The organism is Butyrivibrio sp. AE3009 (assembly GCF_000420845.1).
GTDB lineage: Bacteria > Bacillota > Clostridia > Lachnospirales > Lachnospiraceae > Butyrivibrio.
This window is the reverse complement of the sequence record NZ_ATVS01000010.1, coordinates 59,913-76,958: the sequence shown is the minus strand read 5'-3', so window position 1 is coordinate 76,958 and position 17,046 is coordinate 59,913. Positions and strand designations below refer to the sequence as shown.

The window sequence follows — 17,046 nt, the reverse complement described above, 5'->3', positions numbered from 1 at the left end:
TTTGTGCTTCTCCTTTCAATTATCTCTCGTCCAAAATAACAGTCAGATGACTCATTCTCTTGTTAATTCTGTAAGCTCTGCCCTGTGCTCTAGGCTGAATTCTCTTCATGATAGGGCCGTTGCTGGCAGTGCACTCAGCAATGTAAAGATTTGCTCTGTTCATGCCCTTGTTGTTCTCAGCGTTAGCTACAGCGCTGTTAAGAAGCTTGTAGATTACGCTTGAAGCATATCTGGGATTGTATGCGAGGATTGCAAGTGCAGTCTCAACATCCTTTCCTCTGATAGCATCCATGACAAAGCATGCCTTCTGAACTGGTATTCTTGCATAAGATAACTTTGCAAAAGGTCTTGTTTCTTTATTGTCACGATTTCTGTCTCTTTTAATTTTTGATCTATGCTTGATCTCGTTTTCCATGGATTAACCTCCTTTCGTCGAACAAATATTAGTTTACGCTGCTCTTTCTCTCTGCAGGAGAATTTCCAGCATGTCCTCTGAATGTTCTTGTGGGAACAAACTCACCGAGCTTGTGTCCAACCATATCTTCAGTAACATATACAGGAATATGCTTTCTTCCGTCATGAACAGCGATTGTGTGTCCAACAAAAGACGGGAAAATTGTAGAACGACGTGACCAGGTCTTAACTATCTGCTTCTGGCCCTCTGCGTTCATAGCATCTATCTTCTTAAGCAGGCTTGCGTCTGCAAAAGGTCCCTTTTTAAGTGATCTAGACATTTCATTCCTCCTTATTTGATGGCTTTACCGTTTCTTCTTCTTACGATCAGCTTGTTAGAAGCCTTCTTAGCCTTACGTGTCTTGTAACCAAGAGCAGGCTTGCCCCAAGGTGTGCTAGGGCCAGAACGTCCGATAGGAGCTCTACCTTCACCACCACCGTGTGGATGGTCGTTGGGGTTCATAACAGAACCACGAACTGTAGGACGGATACCCATGTGACGAATTCTTCCGGCTTTACCATAGTTGATAAGGTTGTGATCACCGTTTCCTACTACACCGATTGTTGCACGGCACTCGATAGGAACCATTCTCATCTCGCCTGAAGGAAGACGAAGTGTTGCATACTTACCTTCTTTAGCCATAAGCTGTGCAGCGTTACCGGCTGAACGAACCATCTGGCCACCCTTTCCGGGATAAAGCTCAACGTTGTGTACGTTTTCACCGACAGGAATCTGTGAAAGAGGGAGGCAGTTACCAACACGAACTTCTGCGTTAGCACCGTTCATAACTGTCATGCCATCCTTAAGACCGTTAGGTGCAAGGATATAAGCCTTTGTGCCATCCTCGTACTCGATGAGCGCGATATTTGCTGATCTGTTAGGATCATACTCAATTCCGATAACCTTTGCAGGCATATCGTCCTTGTTTCTCTTGAAATCGATAATTCTGTACTTAACTCTGCCGCCGCATCCACGATGTCTAACAGTGATCTTACCCTGGTTGTTACGACCAGCCTTGCTGTTCTTTGAAACAACGAGTGACTTCTCGGGAGTCTTCTTTGTGATCTCTGAGAAATCAGATCCTGTCATGTTTCTTCTGGAAGGGGTATATGGGCCGTATTTCTTAATTCCCATGATTTTTTCTCCTTTTTGTTTATCACGTATCTAATGATCAAATCATTTGGATCCCGGACTTTGTTTGGATCCGTACGTATAGTTATGAGTTACTTATAATTAAAGTCCCTGGAAGATCTCGATGTCCTTGCTGTCTTCAGTAAGCTGAACAATAGCCTTCTTGGTCTTAGCTGTGAAGCCTACGATCATTCCACGTCTCTTTCTCTTACCGTCGGAATTGATTGTGTTAACCTTGGCAACCTTTGTTCCCTCGAACATCTTCTCTACAGCTTCCTTGATCTGTGTCTTGTTAGCTTCAGGATTAACAAGGAAAGTGTACTTCTTATCTGCCATGCCGTTCATGCTCTTCTCTGTAAGAACAGGCTTAAGGATTACGTCATAATACTGTAATGCTGCCATTAGCAATACACCTCCTCTATCTTTGCTACTGCATCCTTAGTAAGGACGAGTGTTCTAGCGTTTACGATATCATAAACATTAAGTGTGTTTGTAAGTGTTGTGTTAGCCTCAGCGAGGTTTCTTGCTGAAAGAACTACGTTCTTATCATTGTCTGCAAGAACTACAAGAGCCTTACGAGTTGCCTTAAGGTTGTTCATAACCTCAGCGAACTTCTTGGTCTTGATCTCGTCGAACTTAAGCTCATCAACAACTACGATGTTGTTGTTAACTGCCTTGTCTGTAAGAGCAGACTTAAGAGCAGCTCTCTTCTCTTTCTTGTTCATCTTGAAAGAGTAATCTCTTGGAACGGGAGCAAATACAACTCCGCCGCCCTTCCACTGAGGAGCTCTGATTGAACCCTGTCTTGCGTGACCGGTTCCCTTCTGTCTCCAAGGCTTTCTTCCGCCTCCGGAAACTTCAGAACGTGTCTTTGCTTTCTGTGTACCCTGGCGCTTGTCAGCGAGCTGCTGAAGAACTGCCATGTGTACGAGATGTTCATTTACTTCAACTCCGAAGATAGCATCATTTAATTCAATTGAGCCAACTTCTTTGCCTTCCATATTGTAAACAGATACATTAGCCATCTGTATGGTTCCTCCTTTCGCGTTCTATTAGCCTTCAACCTTAACGGTTTCCTTGATTGTAACAAGTCCCTTCTTAGGTCCGGGAATAGCACCCTTAACAAGAATAAGATTCTTGTCAGCATCTACTCTTACAACCTCAAGATTCTGAACTGTTACCTTTACGCTGCCCATGTGACCAGGCATTCCCTTGCCCTTGAATACGCGGCTGGGATCTGAACTTGAGCCATTAGAACCCTGATGACGGTGGAACTTGGAACCGTGTGCCATAGGTCCTCTGTGCTGACCGTTCTTCTTAATAGCACCCTGGAATCCTTTTCCCTTTGAAACAGCTGTTGCGTCAATCTTGTCGCCTTCTGCGAAGATATCAGCCTTGATCTCTGCGCCAAGTGCATAATCAGCAGCATTCTCGAACTTGAACTCTCTTACATATCTCTTGCAAGAAACTCCAGCCTTCTTGAAATGTCCCTGCTCAGCCTTAGTAGCGCCATGACGGTGATAGATTGTCTTGCTGCCGTTCTTGTCCTTGTTGACAGTCTTCTCTTTCTTGTCAACGTAACCAACCTGAACAGCGCTGTAACCATCGTTCTCAACTGTCTTGATCTGAGTTACTACGCATGGTCCTGCCTGAAGAACAGTTACAGGAACCAGTGAACCATCTTCCTTGAAGATCTGAGTCATTCCGACTTTAGTAGCTAAAATAGCCTTCTTCATGTTTTTTTACCTCCTTATTACGTCTACAGCGGATGCTTACTTCATTCGCAATGTCGCTTCAATTGCCTATCAGCAACTCTCCAGTTATCGCGGCATCATGCGTCTCGCATCATACTAGTAGAGGTCTGTTATTATTTCATCTTGATATTTATGTTAACACCTGCAGGCATCTCGAGTCTCTGAAGAGCCTCAACTGTCTTTGATGTAGGTGTGATGATATCGATAAGTCTCTTGTGTGTTCTCTGCTCGAACTGCTCTCTGGAATCCTTGTACTTGTGAACAGCACGGAGAATTGTAACAACTTCCTTCTTAGTAGGAAGAGGTACAGGTCCGGAAACCTGAGATCCATTCTTCTTGACTGTCTCGATAATCTTCTTGGCAGATGCATCAACAAGCTGATGATCATAAGCCTTAAGTGTAATTCTCATTACCTGATTTGCCATAAAAAAAGTCGCCTCCTTTTCGCACTTTTATGAATAAGTACGACAAGCGGTGACTGTACACTCTCCCGTGTGTGTCCAGAACCTCATCGCAAAATAAGATCCCGAACTTATCCTACACGTCGTTTCTGCCTTGGGTTAGTCGGCAGACCTAAATTAACTGTACAGTGACTTGTCGTCAGTTTGTTTGGCCGATCACTCGGTCCTTGACATTCGCTCCACGGAAAACCTGCTTAACTGGATAAAGCAGCAACCTCACGCTTCATAGCTATCATGTCACAGCGTTTATGAGTATAAAACATTTTGGTATTTAATGCAACACCTTTTTTAAAATTAATCTCTTTTTTCGCATATTAGGTGTTTTTCGCTTGTTTTTCTTGATGTTTTTTATCATATTGGAAATTCACACTACTCCGGCAGCTCCTTCGGTAGTAGAATACATCCTGCGCTTTTTCCTATTTTAAAATGCGCATTTTACTGATACTATCATTAATATAAGTAAATAACCATTATCAATAAGTAAACAATTATAAAATATTTATTGTCCATAGACATTTATAAGGAGAAACATATGTGGATTGCAGACGGATGGAAAGACTATGAGGTTATCGACACCTCCTCAGGTGAGAAGCTTGAGAGATGGGGTGACTACCTTCTTGTAAGACCGGACCCCCAGGTAATATGGAACACAGACAAAAAGCACTTCGGCTGGAAGAAATGGAACGGCCACTACCATCGCTCCAACAAGGGCGGCGGTGAATGGGAGTTCAAGAATCTCCCCGAAGAATGGTCCATTAATTATAAGGAACTTACCTTTAACCTTAAGCCCTTCAGTTTCAAGCACACAGGCCTTTTCCCTGAGCAGGCAGCCAATTGGGATTGGTTCTCTTCATTAATAAATGAAGCTGATCGCCCGATCAAGGTTCTTAACCTTTTCGCCTATACCGGCGGTGCTACAGTATCAGCTGCCAAGGCAGGTGCCAGTGTAACTCACGTTGACGCAGCCAAGGGCATGGTAGCCTGGGCAAAAGAGAATGCTGCGTCCTCAGGTCTTGGCGATGCCCCCATCAGGTATCTTGTTGATGACTGTGTAAAATTCGTTGAAAGAGAAATAAGACGCGGCAACAAGTACGACGGAATCATCATGGATCCTCCTTCCTACGGAAGAGGTCCCAAGGGTGAGATCTGGAAGATTGAAGAATCGGTTTTCCCTTTCATCAAGCTATCTTCTCAGCTTTTATCAGATAAGCCGCTGTTCTTCCTGATTAATTCATACACAACAGGCCTGCAGCCGGCTGTTCTTTCTTATATGCTTCACACTGTCCTTGATCCCATTCATAAGGGCACAGTTGAAGCTGATGAGATCGGACTTCCCGTTAAGGGCAACGGTCTTGTGCTTCCCTGCGGCGCAAGCGGACGCTGGACTGCAATAAATGACTGATGCATACATTATTAATAAATTAAGACAAAAGAGCCGGAAGGTTGTTCCTTCCGGCTCTTACTCATGACATGATTATGAAAGCTGTATTATTTCCAAACCTATCACTTATCTTCGCTTGCATCAATCCGCTCTCTGATCTGTTGCATTCTGCGATCCAGCTGATTGATAAGGTCTGCACTGAATTTTAAGTCATCAACTATAACATCCTGGTTCTCGATATTCTTCTTGTATTTCATCTTATGTTCAAGACTTGCCCAGAAATCCATTGCTATGGTTCTGAACTGAACCTCTACCTTCATGTATTCCTTCCTGTCGGTAAGGAATATAGGTATCTGAATTATAAGATGAAGGCTTCTGTAACCGCTCTTCTTAGGTTTCTTGATATAGTCCTTTTTCTGTAATACCGTTATATCGTCCTGGTTCTGAAGACATTCCGCCAGCATGTAGATATCATCTACAAAGGAACAGATTACTCTGATACCGGCTATGTCGGAGAGCTGATCGTTGATGTTCTCAAGAGTGAAATCAACGCCCTTATTGCTAAGCTTGTTATAGATACTGACGGGAGTCTTGATCCTCATCTTGATAGACTCGATGGGATTTCTGTTGGTTATGACTGATAATTCCTTGTTAAGTACATCAAACTTGGTCCTTACTTCTGATAAAGCACATTCGTATTTCATCATAAGAACCTGAAATTCTCTTACCTGATCCTTGATCTTAAGGATATTCTCTATATCTGTCTGAGTTATAGAATCGCTTTCAATCATCTTGTCTACGCCGCCCGCAATCGCTGCGAAATCGACTTTGGAGTAGTCCTGGTGTTTAACTGCCATAGACTTCACTTCCTTTCTGCCTGATTCTTCTATGTATAGTATATCAATATTCCTTTAAAATTCTGTGAACGAAATATAAAGCTTTTCTATAACGCCCAAAATTCCGCAGAGCGCACAAGGCGCCTGCGGAATTCTCATAAGAATATCCTTTTCCCCCGAAAAGAATCTTGTAAATCATATTAAAAGCTGTGGCTGTTACTTTGCCTCCGCCAGCTTGTCGGGAAGCTCTGCCAGAGATACAACGCTGTATTCCAGCTCTGTTCTGGGTCCTGCCAGAACCTTGAGCTTGTTCAGGACCCTTCGAAATACTATCTTGCAGCTCTCCTTGCTGGTTCCCACAAGAAGGACCAGATACTGGGATGCCGAGTACTTACAGTAAGTATCGCCCTGACGAAGAGTATCGGATATAGCCTGCTGAAGGAGTTTGCTCCTTGCTTCAAGCTTGGCCTGATTGGATATCTTTTTACCCTCATAATCAACAAGAGTAAGTAACATCATGAATACCGACTGCCCGCTTCTCTCCATGTTCCTGCTAAGGATGTGATAAGCATCGATAAAGCTGGGATAGGATACGTCATAGGCGCCTTCATCACTTGTAACAACGCTCTCCCTGTGTTCAAGGATGTCATCTCTTATCTGAAGTATCTCGTTTGGAGAGTTGGTGATCTTCCTGCTCATCTTGTCATAGCACTCAAGAAGATCGTTACTGGGAGTAATACCAAGCTCATCAGTGTAGTACCTGACAGTCTCGTTATAAATAGCATAGGCATCCTTGTATGCCTCCATGCCTATCAGCGCATTGATCTCTCCAACCTGCCACTCATCATCCGGATACAGCTCCGCCGCCTTCTTGTATACGCGGTACATGGCATCATAATCCTTGCGTTTCTGATAATAGTTGCCCAGTGATACGACGCACTCTGAATACATCTTCTGGAACTGAACGCTCTTCATAATGACCCACTCCTGCGTGGATATCTCAGGAAGGAGCTCCGATACATACAGGTCAAAAGCCTGCTTGTAAAGGATTATCTCCGTGGTATTGTCATTGCAGTTCCTGGCACTCTCCACACACTCTGTGAACCTGACCGCATCAGAATCAATCTCCACATTGTCATCAGGGAAAAAGATTCCGTCTCTGTTCACGATATAGTCGCTGTCAGGAAGTCCGGATTTCTTCAGCTGCTTGTGCATCTGATAGATCAGATTGTTGAAGCTGTTGCTGATATTGGACTGTTCTTCTCTGTCGTAGAGGATGTTGATGAGAGTATCCTTGGGTATTCCCTTTCGTCCGCTAAGCCAGACTATCTCTAAAAGCTGTATGTATTTGGCTGTCTTATTCTTGCCGATCGATATGTTCTTCCCCTCATAAGAAATCGCAAGCCCGCCAAACAGCTGTATATGTAGTTTTATTTTCGTCCCCGTGTTCTCCATATGAGTTCCTCACCTGGTTACTGCTTCTTTTGCATTGCCCACATAATTACAAACGCTAAAGCATTCACTTGAAGAATTCTTGATCTCATTCCGAAAGTTAGACCACTTGCAACACCAGCACTCTTTCATCGGAACCAGAACCCCATCATCAGGCTCCAAGTGCTCGCAGCAGTGATTCTCCTTCACAATGAGCAGGCCACTTTCATCATACATGTTACTATCCATCCCGTTCCCTCATAAATAATCGCAGACTATTCGTCTATCTTACGAGTCTAATATAGCACGAAATATTATTTCACAAACAAATTTTGTCGTGAAATAGTATTTTTTTGTCGCGGATTGTATTATCTTACCAGTTCATCCAGGGTAAGAATCTCATATCCTTCCGCCTTTCCCTTAAGCTTAATGCTATCACCAAGGGATGTGACCTTCGCCCTGTCCCCCAGCATATCCGCAACAGCCCTTGATATAAGGATTGTACCTCCGGGGGCGTTGGCTTCCAGACGAGCAGCTGTATTGACGGTGTCACCAATGGCAGTATAATCCATACGATGCGGAGCACCGATATTTCCTACAACAGCGGGTCCCCAGTTAACACCGATACCAAAAGAAACACTTCTGCCAAACCGCCTCTGAAGCTCTTCGCCAAGGGCTTTGGAGCCCTCCACCATGTCCATTGCGGCGCAGCATGCCAGATACACTGAATCCTCCTGGGGAACAGGCGCATTCCAGAATGCCATGGTACAGTCTCCCACGAACTTATCCAAAGTTCCGTGATTTTTCATAATACACTGCGTAGTGAGGGTCAGATAAGAATTGATGATCTCCACAACCGTTGGCGGATCAAGGGTCTCGCTCATAGTCGTAAAACCTCTGATATCGACAAAAAGGACTGCTATATCATAGATCTTGCCTCCCAGCTCCAAGGCTGATGTTCCCTGTTCAAGGAGCTGTTTCATGACTGCGGGATCCACATAATGGCCAAAGGTGTTCTCAACCATGCGCCTTTCCCGCTGGGCTCCGATATAATTAAGAGCCACCGACACCACAAAAAGTACGCTGACAAAAAGCGGTATCCACAGAACATGAAGCACCACACCGCCCTTCATATAGAGAACATGGCATATAAGAAGTGCTAATAGGCATACCAGCACTTCCCCTGCCAAAGCCTGAAGTATTTTTCTGTCATAGAAAAACAGAAGCATAAAAAAGCTGATGATAAACAAGGCGACAAGCTGGAGATTCTGCGAAGCCTCCTGAGGGAAAAAGCCCCTTCTGAAGGCATCCACGAGGTTAGCCTGAATCTCAACTCCGTAGATTGGAACTGCGTGATCTATAGAGGTCCGGTATTCGTCCTGAAGTCCCGGTGCATAGGGCCCTATAAGAACTATTTTCCCGGCAAAAAAGTCCGGCGGAATGCTTCCATCACAGATATCCGCCACGGAAATATAGTCGTAGTAGGCTCCGCTTTTTCCAGTATATGGAATATAGAAAAATCCATCCTTTGTTGTAGGTGAAGGCGCCGGTTCAAGATTTTCGGCCTCACAGTATTTTTCATAAATGGTTCTTGAAAAGGACTGTACCCTCCCAGATTCCGGAACATCTACATATAAAAGAGCATGACGGATAACACCGTCAGCATCGGCCATTGTATTGATGTGGCCGGTTGCCGTGACGTTTTCAAGAGCCTCATAGGGTCTGTCGTAGGCCTGAACACTCCTTTTATCCACCAAAAAACTGCTGTCTGATACAACTATGTCACTTCCAAAAGATGCTGCTGAGGCAGTGACTACATTTCTGCCATTCTCTGCGGCCGCAGCCAGATAAGCATCGCTATCCGAGTCAGCACTCTCTCCTATATAGAGGACATCGATTGCGATCACAGAAGGCTTCTCCTCAGCGCTGTTCAGGATAGATATGACATCCGCCATAACGCTCCTTGGCCAGGGCATTGGTCCCAATTCCTCCAGTGCTTTTCTGTCGATGCCCAGCACAAGTATCTCACCGTCTGTAGCCTGCCGCCTCTGATACAGCACATCACTCACGGTATTATCCCAGGCATCAAGAAGCCCGGATGCTGCCACCAGAGTGAAGGCCGCAGCCACGAGAAGGGCAATTATGTTTTTCAGGAGCTTATCCGTTTTCTTTTTATTCTTCATAAGGAATCACAAATATTCTTCTGCCAAAGTTGTCGGCTACATATATCTCTTTTCCTCTGATGCAGATGCCCACAGGTGTTGTAAGTTCTACCTCAGAAGCAGCCGGATCTGTTACATCTATCGTTGTAACCTGTCCGTCACTGATCCTCCTTAGTCTGCCATTTACAGAATCAGCGACAAATAGGCTTCCATCATCAGGGGCTGCAATTCCCATCGGCGATGAAAAAGAAGCCTGTAATGCCTCCCCATCGCTATCTCCCACTTCTCCGGAACCTGCCACGATCTCCGATTCATGCTCATCCCGGTAAGGATCGCCTATCTGTGCCCGAAGAATCCTGTTATTTCCGGTCTCAGCTATATATAGGTAACCGTCGTGATATGCAAGGCCCATAGGACTGTTCAGATTGTCCAGGAAAACATGGTACTCACCGATAAAGTTAATAACCGCTATTTTGCCTTCATTGGTGTCAGACACATAGATATTACCGGCATCATCTGTAGCAAGACCGGTAGGATGATTATAGACAGCTCCCTGCTTACCACCGCTCTCACCATCCATTGCAGCATTTACCGTTTCCACTCTGCCTTCTCTTATCAGCCGCAGTGCATTATTGTCAGTATCCGATACCACATATCCTTCAAGAAAAGGAGATATTGCCCAGGGCATTCTGAAAAAAGAGGCATCTGCGTCCGCATCATTATATCCTCCGAGAGGCTCGCCATAGATGTCCAAAGTGGTGTCGTCTCCGGCGTATACTTCCGCTCCTTCAGGGCTAAGCCTCCAGATTTTTTTGGAATAGCTGTCGGTTATAAGAAGAGCATCACCGTCGAGAGCAAAGCCGCAGGGGCTTAGGTACTCAGGTAGAAGAGAGAAATCAAGAGGCGGATACTCAATCCCGGGCTCATATGCACCGGTTGTTTTCTCCTCTTGCATAGCAGCGGCTTCTTCAGGCGCGCTTTCGCTCGCAGCATACTCCGCTACCTGCTCTGATGTTGGCGTATCAGTCTTCTCAGTATCACTTTCACAGCCGGATAGTACAAGCAACATCGCAATCAGCAATATTAAGTTAGGCTTCATGTGACTCATATTCATGTATTTTCCTGTTTCATACCTTTATGCATTATCTGATATTTTCCGAATCGTTACGGAGTAGTTACAGTCATCGTATGAATGGTAGTTCCATCCTTTTCTGTCAGCTTTATAGTGATCGATTGTATATCATCCGACGGCATCATGAAACTGATAGGCGGTCCGTAGTTATCATCCGGAATAGTTACAGTAACAGACGAGCCCCCCTGACAGGAAATGGTGATAGCTGTATTGCTACTTTTCAGGGAATCAAATTTACTTGAATCCAGACCGGATATACTGATATACATTGTTCTTCCGCTTTGCGCATAGTTATAACCCTCTATTTCAAAAGGATAGGATGCATAATCAGAATACTGTATTCTTACTCTGCCTATGGTACTGCCATTGTCATTCAGTTCCATTTGCTGCCGCGGGCACTTATAGAGCCCGGTCAAATATTCTGCGATTACCGTCACATCCTCATCCGGCATTGTAAACCAGGTTGAAACATGGTTTTGGTCACCATGATATGCCAGTCGTAATGCCAAGCTTGTTTCAGGCGTTGTTGATCCACTGTATTTAATATCTGTTAAAAGAGTAAGTCCTGCCCCATCGTTCTTTTGTAATTGTCCATATACTTCCACAGTCTCATCCTTAGCATACTGCTTAGTAGGGCCTGTATTATCAGAGAATTGCATCCCATCTGTCGCTAATGTCACAGTATGTGCCTGATTTTCCTCAAGTGTGATGCTCACCGTTACGTCCTTATCAGGCATCACAAAAGTAAATGTGGAGGTATTGCGAGTCTTTGTACTCTCGCCCTCTGCCATAATCTCCGCCTTCTTAAAGACATAGTTTGCTCCGACATTAATAGTCACAGTAACCTCTACTGAAGCTCCCTGCGTTGCGCTGTCAGGTCCGCTTACCGTAGCAACACCATCATGATTAAACTGGTATGTAATGGTATGCGTTACCACTTCCAATACAAATGTGGCGCTGACAGTCACGTTTTTCCCGGGCATTGTAAACGATCTGCTGTTATCACTTCCGGATACAGCCACTGCACTGCCATCCGCATCTGTAACAGATACGGTATCAACCTTATAGCCGCTGTCAGGAGCAAGGGTAAATGACACAGTATCTCCTTCTGCAGCTGATGTGGTTCCAAGCGATATACTACCATGTTCAAGACTTCCAATAGTAATGCTGTAGGTTGTAGCAGGCAAAAGCTTAAAGGTTACGCTGACGCTGACGTTTCCGGCGGGCATAGTGAAGGAATAACTGTTGCCGCTTCCGCTTACGCTCACACTACCTGAAGGACCGGAAGCAGTCACGCTATCAACTTCATAGCCTTCTGCCGGTACACAGGATATGGTCACATTGGTTCCCTGACTTGCGCTGCTTGCTGATGCAGTGGCGCTTCCACCGGTTCCTGCAGATACAGAGATGCTGTAAGTTGTCTCAGGCTTTTTACTGAAAGATACGGAGACTGTAACATCGCCCGCAGGCATGGTAAAGGAATAACTGTTTTTGCTTCCCGATACGGAGACACTTCCATCAGAACTTGTAGCAGTTACGGATTCCGTTTCATATCCATCGTTCGGCGAGCAGGTTATTGTGATCCGCTCACCCTTTTTGGCACTACCGGCAGAAGCTGCTGCGCTTCCACCTCTTCCCGATGATACTGATATACTGTAGGTCTGTTCCTGTATTGCCCTGAAGGTCACGGTAACGGTAACATCTTTTGCAGGCATGGTAAAAGAGTAACTGCTGCCGCTTCCGGATACGCTTACTCCGGTTACGGAAACAGAATCAACCTCATATCCCTCAGCCGGAGTTGCTGTAATATTAACGGTAGCGCCCTTCGTGGCAGAACTCTTATCCACACTTACGCTGCCGTTCTCTGCTGTAGCTACGGTTATCTTGTAGGTTTTTTCTGTCTTATCGTCTTCTTTTTTATCATCGTCATTTTTGTCATCATTATTGTCATTGTTATTATTGTCATCGTTATTATCGTTCCCTCCACTGTCTGTATTGTCGGAGGGCTGCTCATTGCCGGAATTGTCTCCGCCGCCTGCGCCGCCGCCATTACCGTTATCGGTGTTTCCTGCATTCCCGCCGTTACCACCTATACCTGTTGGCACTCCGATTCCTGCAGGAATCTGAACATTTGAAGCACTGGTAGCTGTACCAACAGAACCTGTGCCTGTTCCCCTGCCACTCTCAGATTCTCTCTCCGGAACGTCCTCCGAATTATTCTCAGTATCCTCGGTATCCGGATTGATCTCCCATACATTATCCTTGGAGACATTCTGCTCCTGAACCCGCTCCTCTTCTTCGACTCTGGCAATAAGTTCTTCTTTGACCGCCTCGTCTTCCTGTATCCTTTGCTCTATTTCCTCCAACGGGATGCTTCCTACGTCAATTCCGCTGGTTTCTTTTATCTCCTCAGATCTTCCCGCCTCAATAATAGCCATAAGGACATAGCCCTTAACATCATCAAGATCAATATCTCCAACCTCTGCGCTGACCGACAATCCTGCCTTATCGTCGCCTTTATCTGACTTATCTTCCTCGCCTGTCTCATCAATCTCACCTGTAATGCCGGTTTCTGCGACTGCAAAAGTACCGCTCTGCCCTGGCTCCAGCTCAAGGGTTGTGGTCTCATTGGTCCTGGTGTTGGTCACAGTACAGACAAGTCTTCCGGTATATAGATTGATCACCACATGACTATGATCAACTATGGTAACATCCGCATTGGTTCCTCTGATACCCATGATCATATTTGAGGTCTTGATATTCAGGGTCTCATCCTCTGCAAGGGGCTTGGAGACATCAAAATAGAGCCCTCCCGAAGCAAGGAGAACTTCCAGTTTCTTGCCGTTCTTCCTGATCTCTGCCTCACTTACAGAGTCCAGTTTGACAGCCTTGGATTCATCAAGTTTGAAATAAGCGAAGCTACGGGATGCTGTAGTGATATGATTGCCGGTAAAAAGGCGCATGTTGTCGGTAGCCTTAATTTCTTTTCCCGCGCTGTCACTTACCTCGACCGTGCCCTCAATCCTGGAAAGTCTTATGACGCTTGCTGCATCAGAAACAATCTCTTCAGCCCTCGTATACAGCGAGGATGCGAAAAGACAGTTAAGCAGCAGCAATATGGAGATGGCCACATAGGGAATCCCGGCCTTCATTAACTTCCTGTAAAGTCTCAATACTTTTTCTCTCCAAGATGATATAATTGTTAATATATGAACGTTATTTAGAATAAGGCTCTGCCTGAGAAAGGTACTAATCTATGAGCGGATACAATCTTGATCGTCTTGTAACCCTGACAACACTTATGTCCCGACCCGTGGACCAGGATGTTCTCTTTGAGGTGGCCCTTAAGGAATCAATGCTGATTGGCAACTGTGATGGAGGTACCATCTACACCATCGAGGACAACAAGCTCATGTTCAGATATATCTACACCATATCCAAGAGCATCGCCATGAATTATCAGGCCGGTTCTCTGGATATTCCGCCGGTACCTATGCAGAAACAGTACGCCTGCGCCTACTCCGCCATCACCAAAAAGAGACTTAATCTCAAAGATGTCTACGTATCCAAGGAGTTTGATTTCACCGGCACCCGCAACTACGATGCAATGAACAATTACCGCACCTGCTCAATGCTGGTTGTGCCAATGCTGGTAGGTAACGGCGAGGTAATGGGCGTTCTGCAGCTCATTAATGCCAAGGATAAGTATGGCATGTGGATACCTTTTACCCAGGAACAGGAGATGCGGGTCAGCGCAGTGGCTTCCATAACCGCTCTGTATCTGGAAAATCTCAAGCTAAAGGGACAGCTGGCAGAACTCACCAAGAAGGAAGATTCCGAAGAAAATGATTCTTCCGGTAAGTCCAGGTCCTCCAAACCAAAGGCCAAAGCCGGCGGCATTGGTAAAAAAGCCCAGAAGAAATCCGGGACCTCCGGCTGGCACACCAAGAGCATCAAGTGATCTCAATTCTCATTCCGCTTCTTGCAAAGGCGATGTTTTTATCACCTATTTCTGCCTCAAGTTTCTCCAGATCACTGTCTCTGTGTTTGGGATCGTGATGGATCAAAAGGAGCCTACCTGCCTCACTGGCCTTGTACAGCTCAATCGCCATCTCCGGCGTGGAGTGGCCAAAGCCTTTTCTGTTCTCATATTCAGCTGATGTATATTGTGCGTCGCACAGAAGTACATCAGCTTTTTTGCTGAAACGGACCAATCTGTCGGAGAGGCTCTCTCCTATCTCACAGTCCGTGACATACACAACTTTTTTACCCTCGTAGGTCACTGAAAGGGCCAGACACCCTCCGGGGTGCCTTACTTCCATGCCTTCTATAAGGATCACGTCCCTTCCGTTTAATATGGACAGCGGAAGCTCCAGATCCACGTATACGAAGTTGGAAGGGTATTCCGCGATGGTCAGAGGCCAATAGGGCGGTGAATAGGCTTTTTCTATCTGGGCCTCTATGGACCTGCCGTTTGCCTGTCTCCCATATAGTGTTATCTTCCTGTCCTTTTTGGATAATTCAGGGAAAAAGGGAAGTCCGATAATATGGTCAAGATGGGGATGGGACATGACAACATAGATGCCTTCCTTGTCATCAAGACTTGGCGCATCGATTATCCCTGTACCGGCGTCCAGGAAAACCACCTGGTTTCCCGCCTCCAGCATGTAGCAGGAGGTAGCTCCGCCGTATTTGATATATTCACTTCCGCTTACCGGAACAGAGCCTCTGGCTCCCAGTATCGTCAGGGAAAAAGGCGATCCCGCCATTGCCGCTTCCTCCTTTCCCCGTTTAGTTTGGCATAAACATCTGATTCTACTTACTATTATCCCTTTAACAGGTATAGGTTGGCACCCTTTATTTTATTAAAATATTATAAATTTTTATACGAAAAAGCAGGCATCAGTGAAATTATCACCAACGCCTGCTTATATGTTCTACAGTAAATTGTTCATATACATTCCGCCTTATCTTAATTGTAGTTGTAAAACTCAAGGGCAAACAGGATTGCCAGTATTGAAACGCCGTCCATAGTGCGGTTTTCTCTAAGGAGCGTTTTGACTTCATCTATGGGCATCCACACTTTTTCTGCCACTTCATCCACGTCCAGAATGCTGCTTTCTGTGTCTACCTTGGCGCCAAAAACGTGCAGGACATTATCAGCCATTCCGTTGGCAGGATTATGAGAGCAGAGAAATTGTAAGTCCTTCAGAGTACAACCGGTCTCCTCCATGGCCTCGCGCCTGGCTGCATCTTCTTTTGATTCTCCGTCCTCGACACGCCCAGCGGGAATCTCCCACTCCAGTCTTCCCACTGTATACCTTTTCTCGTGGATCATAAGGATCTCATTCTTCTCATTAAAGATCACGATGCTTACAGCCTCATGGGGATAGTGGATCTGATGATACTTATCTATTATCTGCCCGCTGGGAAGTTCTACTTTGTCTGTGTAAAGGCAAACGTAGTCGCTTTCATAAATGGTGGTTCGCTCCAGTCTCTTTGGCATCTTGTCTGATTCTTTTGTGTTGTTACTCATTGCTGCCTCCTATATAATGATCATCTTTTGCCTGACATTATTTAACTGTCACAGCTTATGTTTCATAAAGTATTCCCGAACCTGTCCTGCTGCCTCAATCACAGCGGCCCTCTCTGCTCCTGTGGCATTTTCTCTTGCATATGAAGAAATGTCTCTCAGCTTACTTATTCCCTAAAATGTCTTTTCTCATATCACCTACAAATCCCCTTTAATCATCGCGCCTTAGTACAATTGCTTCCCCATTCCTGTATTCCACACGATTTTTGTCTGCCGTGAAGCCTTCTTTTCTCAGTGCCTTGATCAATGTGTGCATGAAAAAACCATGTGTGACTATTGCACAATCTTCATTACTCTTGATAATCTGTTTTACAAATTGCTCTGCTCTTATAGTGGTATGTGCCTTAATCTCAGGTTGCCTCTTGATTCCAGTCAGCCACTGCAACCTCCCCAACACATTCCAAAACCATAGAGGCATTTTGACCGCTGTATCAAAACCAGAGCGAAGCGGAACCTCATTTATCAACGACGTTCTCTTGAAATCTCTTTTGCCAAATATAGCCTCAGCAGTCTGAAATGTTCTATCAAGAGTGCTTATGTACACTGTTTGAGCATCTTCTACCCCTTTATCAACTGCTACATCAATCGGAGCCTTATCATACAATGAACACTGCTCATCAAACTCAGCCGATGTACACCACTTTTTCCAGTCATGAAGTACTTTTCCATGTCTAGTTACAACTATTCTCATATAATCAATTCCGTCCAAAT

The 17,046-nt window shown here is 45.2% G+C and carries 18 protein-coding genes; 2 read left to right on the top strand and 16 right to left on the bottom strand.

The genetic code is table 11. From position 1 onward, the window contains the following. Nucleotides 1–19 precede the first annotated feature (19 nt). The 7 genes from rplV to rpsJ all read right to left on the bottom strand — a co-directional run bounded on the left by rplV (nucleotide 20) and on the right by rpsJ (nucleotide 3,764). On the bottom strand, nucleotides 20–415 hold the full coding sequence (rplV, locus tag G588_RS0107270; protein WP_022778092.1) for a 50S ribosomal protein L22: 396 nt from the start codon (nucleotides 413–415) through the stop codon (nucleotides 20–22). Nucleotides 416–443: 28 nt separating this feature from the next. Then, on the bottom strand, nucleotides 444–734 hold the full coding sequence (gene rpsS / locus G588_RS0107265) for a 30S ribosomal protein S19 (protein WP_013280000.1): 291 nt from the start codon (nucleotides 732–734) through the stop codon (nucleotides 444–446). An 11-nt stretch (nucleotides 735–745) separates the two neighbouring features. Further along, nucleotides 746–1,588, bottom strand: a complete 843-nt coding sequence (gene rplB / locus G588_RS0107260; protein ID WP_022778091.1) for a 50S ribosomal protein L2 — start codon at nucleotides 1,586–1,588, stop codon at nucleotides 746–748. 99 nt (nucleotides 1,589–1,687) lie between these two features. Continuing rightward, nucleotides 1,688–1,987, bottom strand: coding sequence for a 50S ribosomal protein L23 (gene rplW / locus G588_RS0107255; protein WP_022778090.1), 300 nt, complete (start codon nucleotides 1,985–1,987; stop codon nucleotides 1,688–1,690). Continuing rightward, on the bottom strand, nucleotides 1,987–2,610 hold the full coding sequence (gene rplD / locus G588_RS0107250; RefSeq protein WP_022778089.1) for a 50S ribosomal protein L4: 624 nt from the start codon (nucleotides 2,608–2,610) through the stop codon (nucleotides 1,987–1,989). Before rplD ends, rplW begins: the two co-directional genes overlap by 1 nt. 27 nt (nucleotides 2,611–2,637) lie before the next feature. Beyond that, entirely contained in the window at nucleotides 2,638–3,321 is a 684-nt protein-coding gene (rplC, locus tag G588_RS0107245; RefSeq protein WP_022778088.1) for a 50S ribosomal protein L3, read from the bottom strand. Nucleotides 3,322–3,452: 131 nt separating this feature from the next. Further along, nucleotides 3,453–3,764 (bottom strand): 30S ribosomal protein S10, encoded by a 312-nt coding sequence (gene rpsJ, locus G588_RS0107240; RefSeq protein ID WP_013279995.1) that lies wholly within the window; start codon nucleotides 3,762–3,764, stop codon nucleotides 3,453–3,455. Nucleotides 3,765–4,332: 568 nt separating this feature from the next. Between rpsJ and G588_RS0107235 the strand changes: the two genes are divergently transcribed. After that, on the top strand, nucleotides 4,333–5,202 hold the full coding sequence (locus G588_RS0107235) for a class I SAM-dependent methyltransferase (RefSeq protein ID WP_022778087.1): 870 nt from the start codon (nucleotides 4,333–4,335) through the stop codon (nucleotides 5,200–5,202). Nucleotides 5,203–5,303: 101 nt separating this feature from the next. On the opposite strand, the gene G588_RS0107230 is transcribed toward G588_RS0107235, so the two are convergent. From G588_RS0107230 to G588_RS0107205, 6 genes are all read right to left on the bottom strand, one after another. Next, entirely contained in the window at nucleotides 5,304–6,038 is a 735-nt protein-coding gene (locus G588_RS0107230) for a GTP pyrophosphokinase (RefSeq protein ID WP_022778086.1), read from the bottom strand. 195 nt (nucleotides 6,039–6,233) lie between these two features. Continuing rightward, entirely contained in the window at nucleotides 6,234–7,472 is a 1,239-nt protein-coding gene (locus G588_RS0107225; RefSeq protein WP_022778085.1) for a bacterial transcriptional activator domain-containing protein, read from the bottom strand. A gap of 9 nt (nucleotides 7,473–7,481) precedes the next feature. Then, nucleotides 7,482–7,697 carry a hypothetical protein gene (locus G588_RS0107220; protein ID WP_022778084.1) on the bottom strand — a complete coding sequence of 72 codons (216 nt, stop codon included), beginning with the start codon at nucleotides 7,695–7,697 and terminating at the stop codon, nucleotides 7,482–7,484. A 119-nt stretch (nucleotides 7,698–7,816) separates the two neighbouring features. Then, complete coding sequence (locus tag G588_RS19520; RefSeq protein ID WP_022778083.1) at nucleotides 7,817–9,631, bottom strand: CHASE2 domain-containing protein; 1,815 nt, start codon at nucleotides 9,629–9,631, stop codon at nucleotides 7,817–7,819. Continuing rightward, nucleotides 9,621–10,679 (bottom strand): NHL repeat-containing protein, encoded by a 1,059-nt coding sequence (locus G588_RS0107210; protein ID WP_196804962.1) that lies wholly within the window; start codon nucleotides 10,677–10,679, stop codon nucleotides 9,621–9,623. The genes G588_RS19520 and G588_RS0107210 overlap by 11 nt, the downstream gene beginning before the upstream one ends. Before the next feature lie 95 nt (nucleotides 10,680–10,774). Further along, complete coding sequence (locus G588_RS0107205; protein ID WP_155830764.1) at nucleotides 10,775–13,915, bottom strand: InlB B-repeat-containing protein; 3,141 nt, start codon at nucleotides 13,913–13,915, stop codon at nucleotides 10,775–10,777. A gap of 83 nt (nucleotides 13,916–13,998) precedes the next feature. On the opposite strand from G588_RS0107205, the gene G588_RS0107200 reads away from it, so the two are divergent. Next, on the top strand, nucleotides 13,999–14,703 hold the full coding sequence (locus G588_RS0107200) for a GAF domain-containing protein (RefSeq protein ID WP_022778080.1): 705 nt from the start codon (nucleotides 13,999–14,001) through the stop codon (nucleotides 14,701–14,703). Here the strand turns inward: G588_RS0107200 and G588_RS0107195 are convergent. From G588_RS0107195 to G588_RS0107185, 3 genes are all read right to left on the bottom strand, one after another. Next, complete coding sequence (locus G588_RS0107195; protein ID WP_022778079.1) at nucleotides 14,696–15,511, bottom strand: MBL fold metallo-hydrolase; 816 nt, start codon at nucleotides 15,509–15,511, stop codon at nucleotides 14,696–14,698. The genes G588_RS0107200 and G588_RS0107195 overlap by 8 nt on opposite strands. A 203-nt stretch (nucleotides 15,512–15,714) precedes the next feature. Continuing rightward, complete coding sequence (locus tag G588_RS0107190) at nucleotides 15,715–16,278, bottom strand: NUDIX hydrolase (RefSeq protein ID WP_022778078.1); 564 nt, start codon at nucleotides 16,276–16,278, stop codon at nucleotides 15,715–15,717. 208 nt (nucleotides 16,279–16,486) lie between these two features. Then, the gene (locus G588_RS0107185) at nucleotides 16,487–17,044 is read right to left on the bottom strand and encodes a histidine phosphatase family protein (RefSeq protein WP_196804961.1); all 558 of its coding nucleotides are present in this window, start codon (nucleotides 17,042–17,044) and stop codon (nucleotides 16,487–16,489) included. Nucleotides 17,045–17,046 lie beyond the last annotated feature (2 nt).

Coding starts and splice junctions, on each gene's coding strand:
- rplV (WP_022778092.1), bottom strand. CDS start 415: ATGGAAAACGAGATCAAGCATAGATCAAAAATTAAAAGAGACAGAAAT.
- rpsS (WP_013280000.1), bottom strand. CDS start 734: ATGTCTAGATCACTTAAAAAGGGACCTTTTGCAGACGCAAGCCTGCTT.
- rplB (WP_022778091.1), bottom strand. CDS start 1,588: ATGGGAATTAAGAAATACGGCCCATATACCCCTTCCAGAAGAAACATG.
- rplW (WP_022778090.1), bottom strand. CDS start 1,987: ATGGCAGCATTACAGTATTATGACGTAATCCTTAAGCCTGTTCTTACA.
- rplD (WP_022778089.1), bottom strand. CDS start 2,610: ATGGCTAATGTATCTGTTTACAATATGGAAGGCAAAGAAGTTGGCTCA.
- rplC (WP_022778088.1), bottom strand. CDS start 3,321: ATGAAGAAGGCTATTTTAGCTACTAAAGTCGGAATGACTCAGATCTTC.
- rpsJ (WP_013279995.1), bottom strand. CDS start 3,764: ATGGCAAATCAGGTAATGAGAATTACACTTAAGGCTTATGATCATCAG.
- G588_RS0107235 (WP_022778087.1), top strand. CDS start 4,333: ATGTGGATTGCAGACGGATGGAAAGACTATGAGGTTATCGACACCTCC.
- G588_RS0107230 (WP_022778086.1), bottom strand. CDS start 6,038: ATGGCAGTTAAACACCAGGACTACTCCAAAGTCGATTTCGCAGCGATT.
- G588_RS0107225 (WP_022778085.1), bottom strand. CDS start 7,472: ATGGAGAACACGGGGACGAAAATAAAACTACATATACAGCTGTTTGGC.
- G588_RS0107220 (WP_022778084.1), bottom strand. CDS start 7,697: ATGGATAGTAACATGTATGATGAAAGTGGCCTGCTCATTGTGAAGGAG.
- G588_RS19520 (WP_022778083.1), bottom strand. CDS start 9,631: ATGAAGAATAAAAAGAAAACGGATAAGCTCCTGAAAAACATAATTGCC.
- G588_RS0107210 (WP_196804962.1), bottom strand. CDS start 10,679: ATGTTGCTTGTACTATCCGGCTGTGAAAGTGATACTGAGAAGACTGAT.
- G588_RS0107200 (WP_022778080.1), top strand. CDS start 13,999: ATGAGCGGATACAATCTTGATCGTCTTGTAACCCTGACAACACTTATG.
- G588_RS0107195 (WP_022778079.1), bottom strand. CDS start 15,511: ATGGCGGGATCGCCTTTTTCCCTGACGATACTGGGAGCCAGAGGCTCT.
- G588_RS0107190 (WP_022778078.1), bottom strand. CDS start 16,278: ATGAGTAACAACACAAAAGAATCAGACAAGATGCCAAAGAGACTGGAG.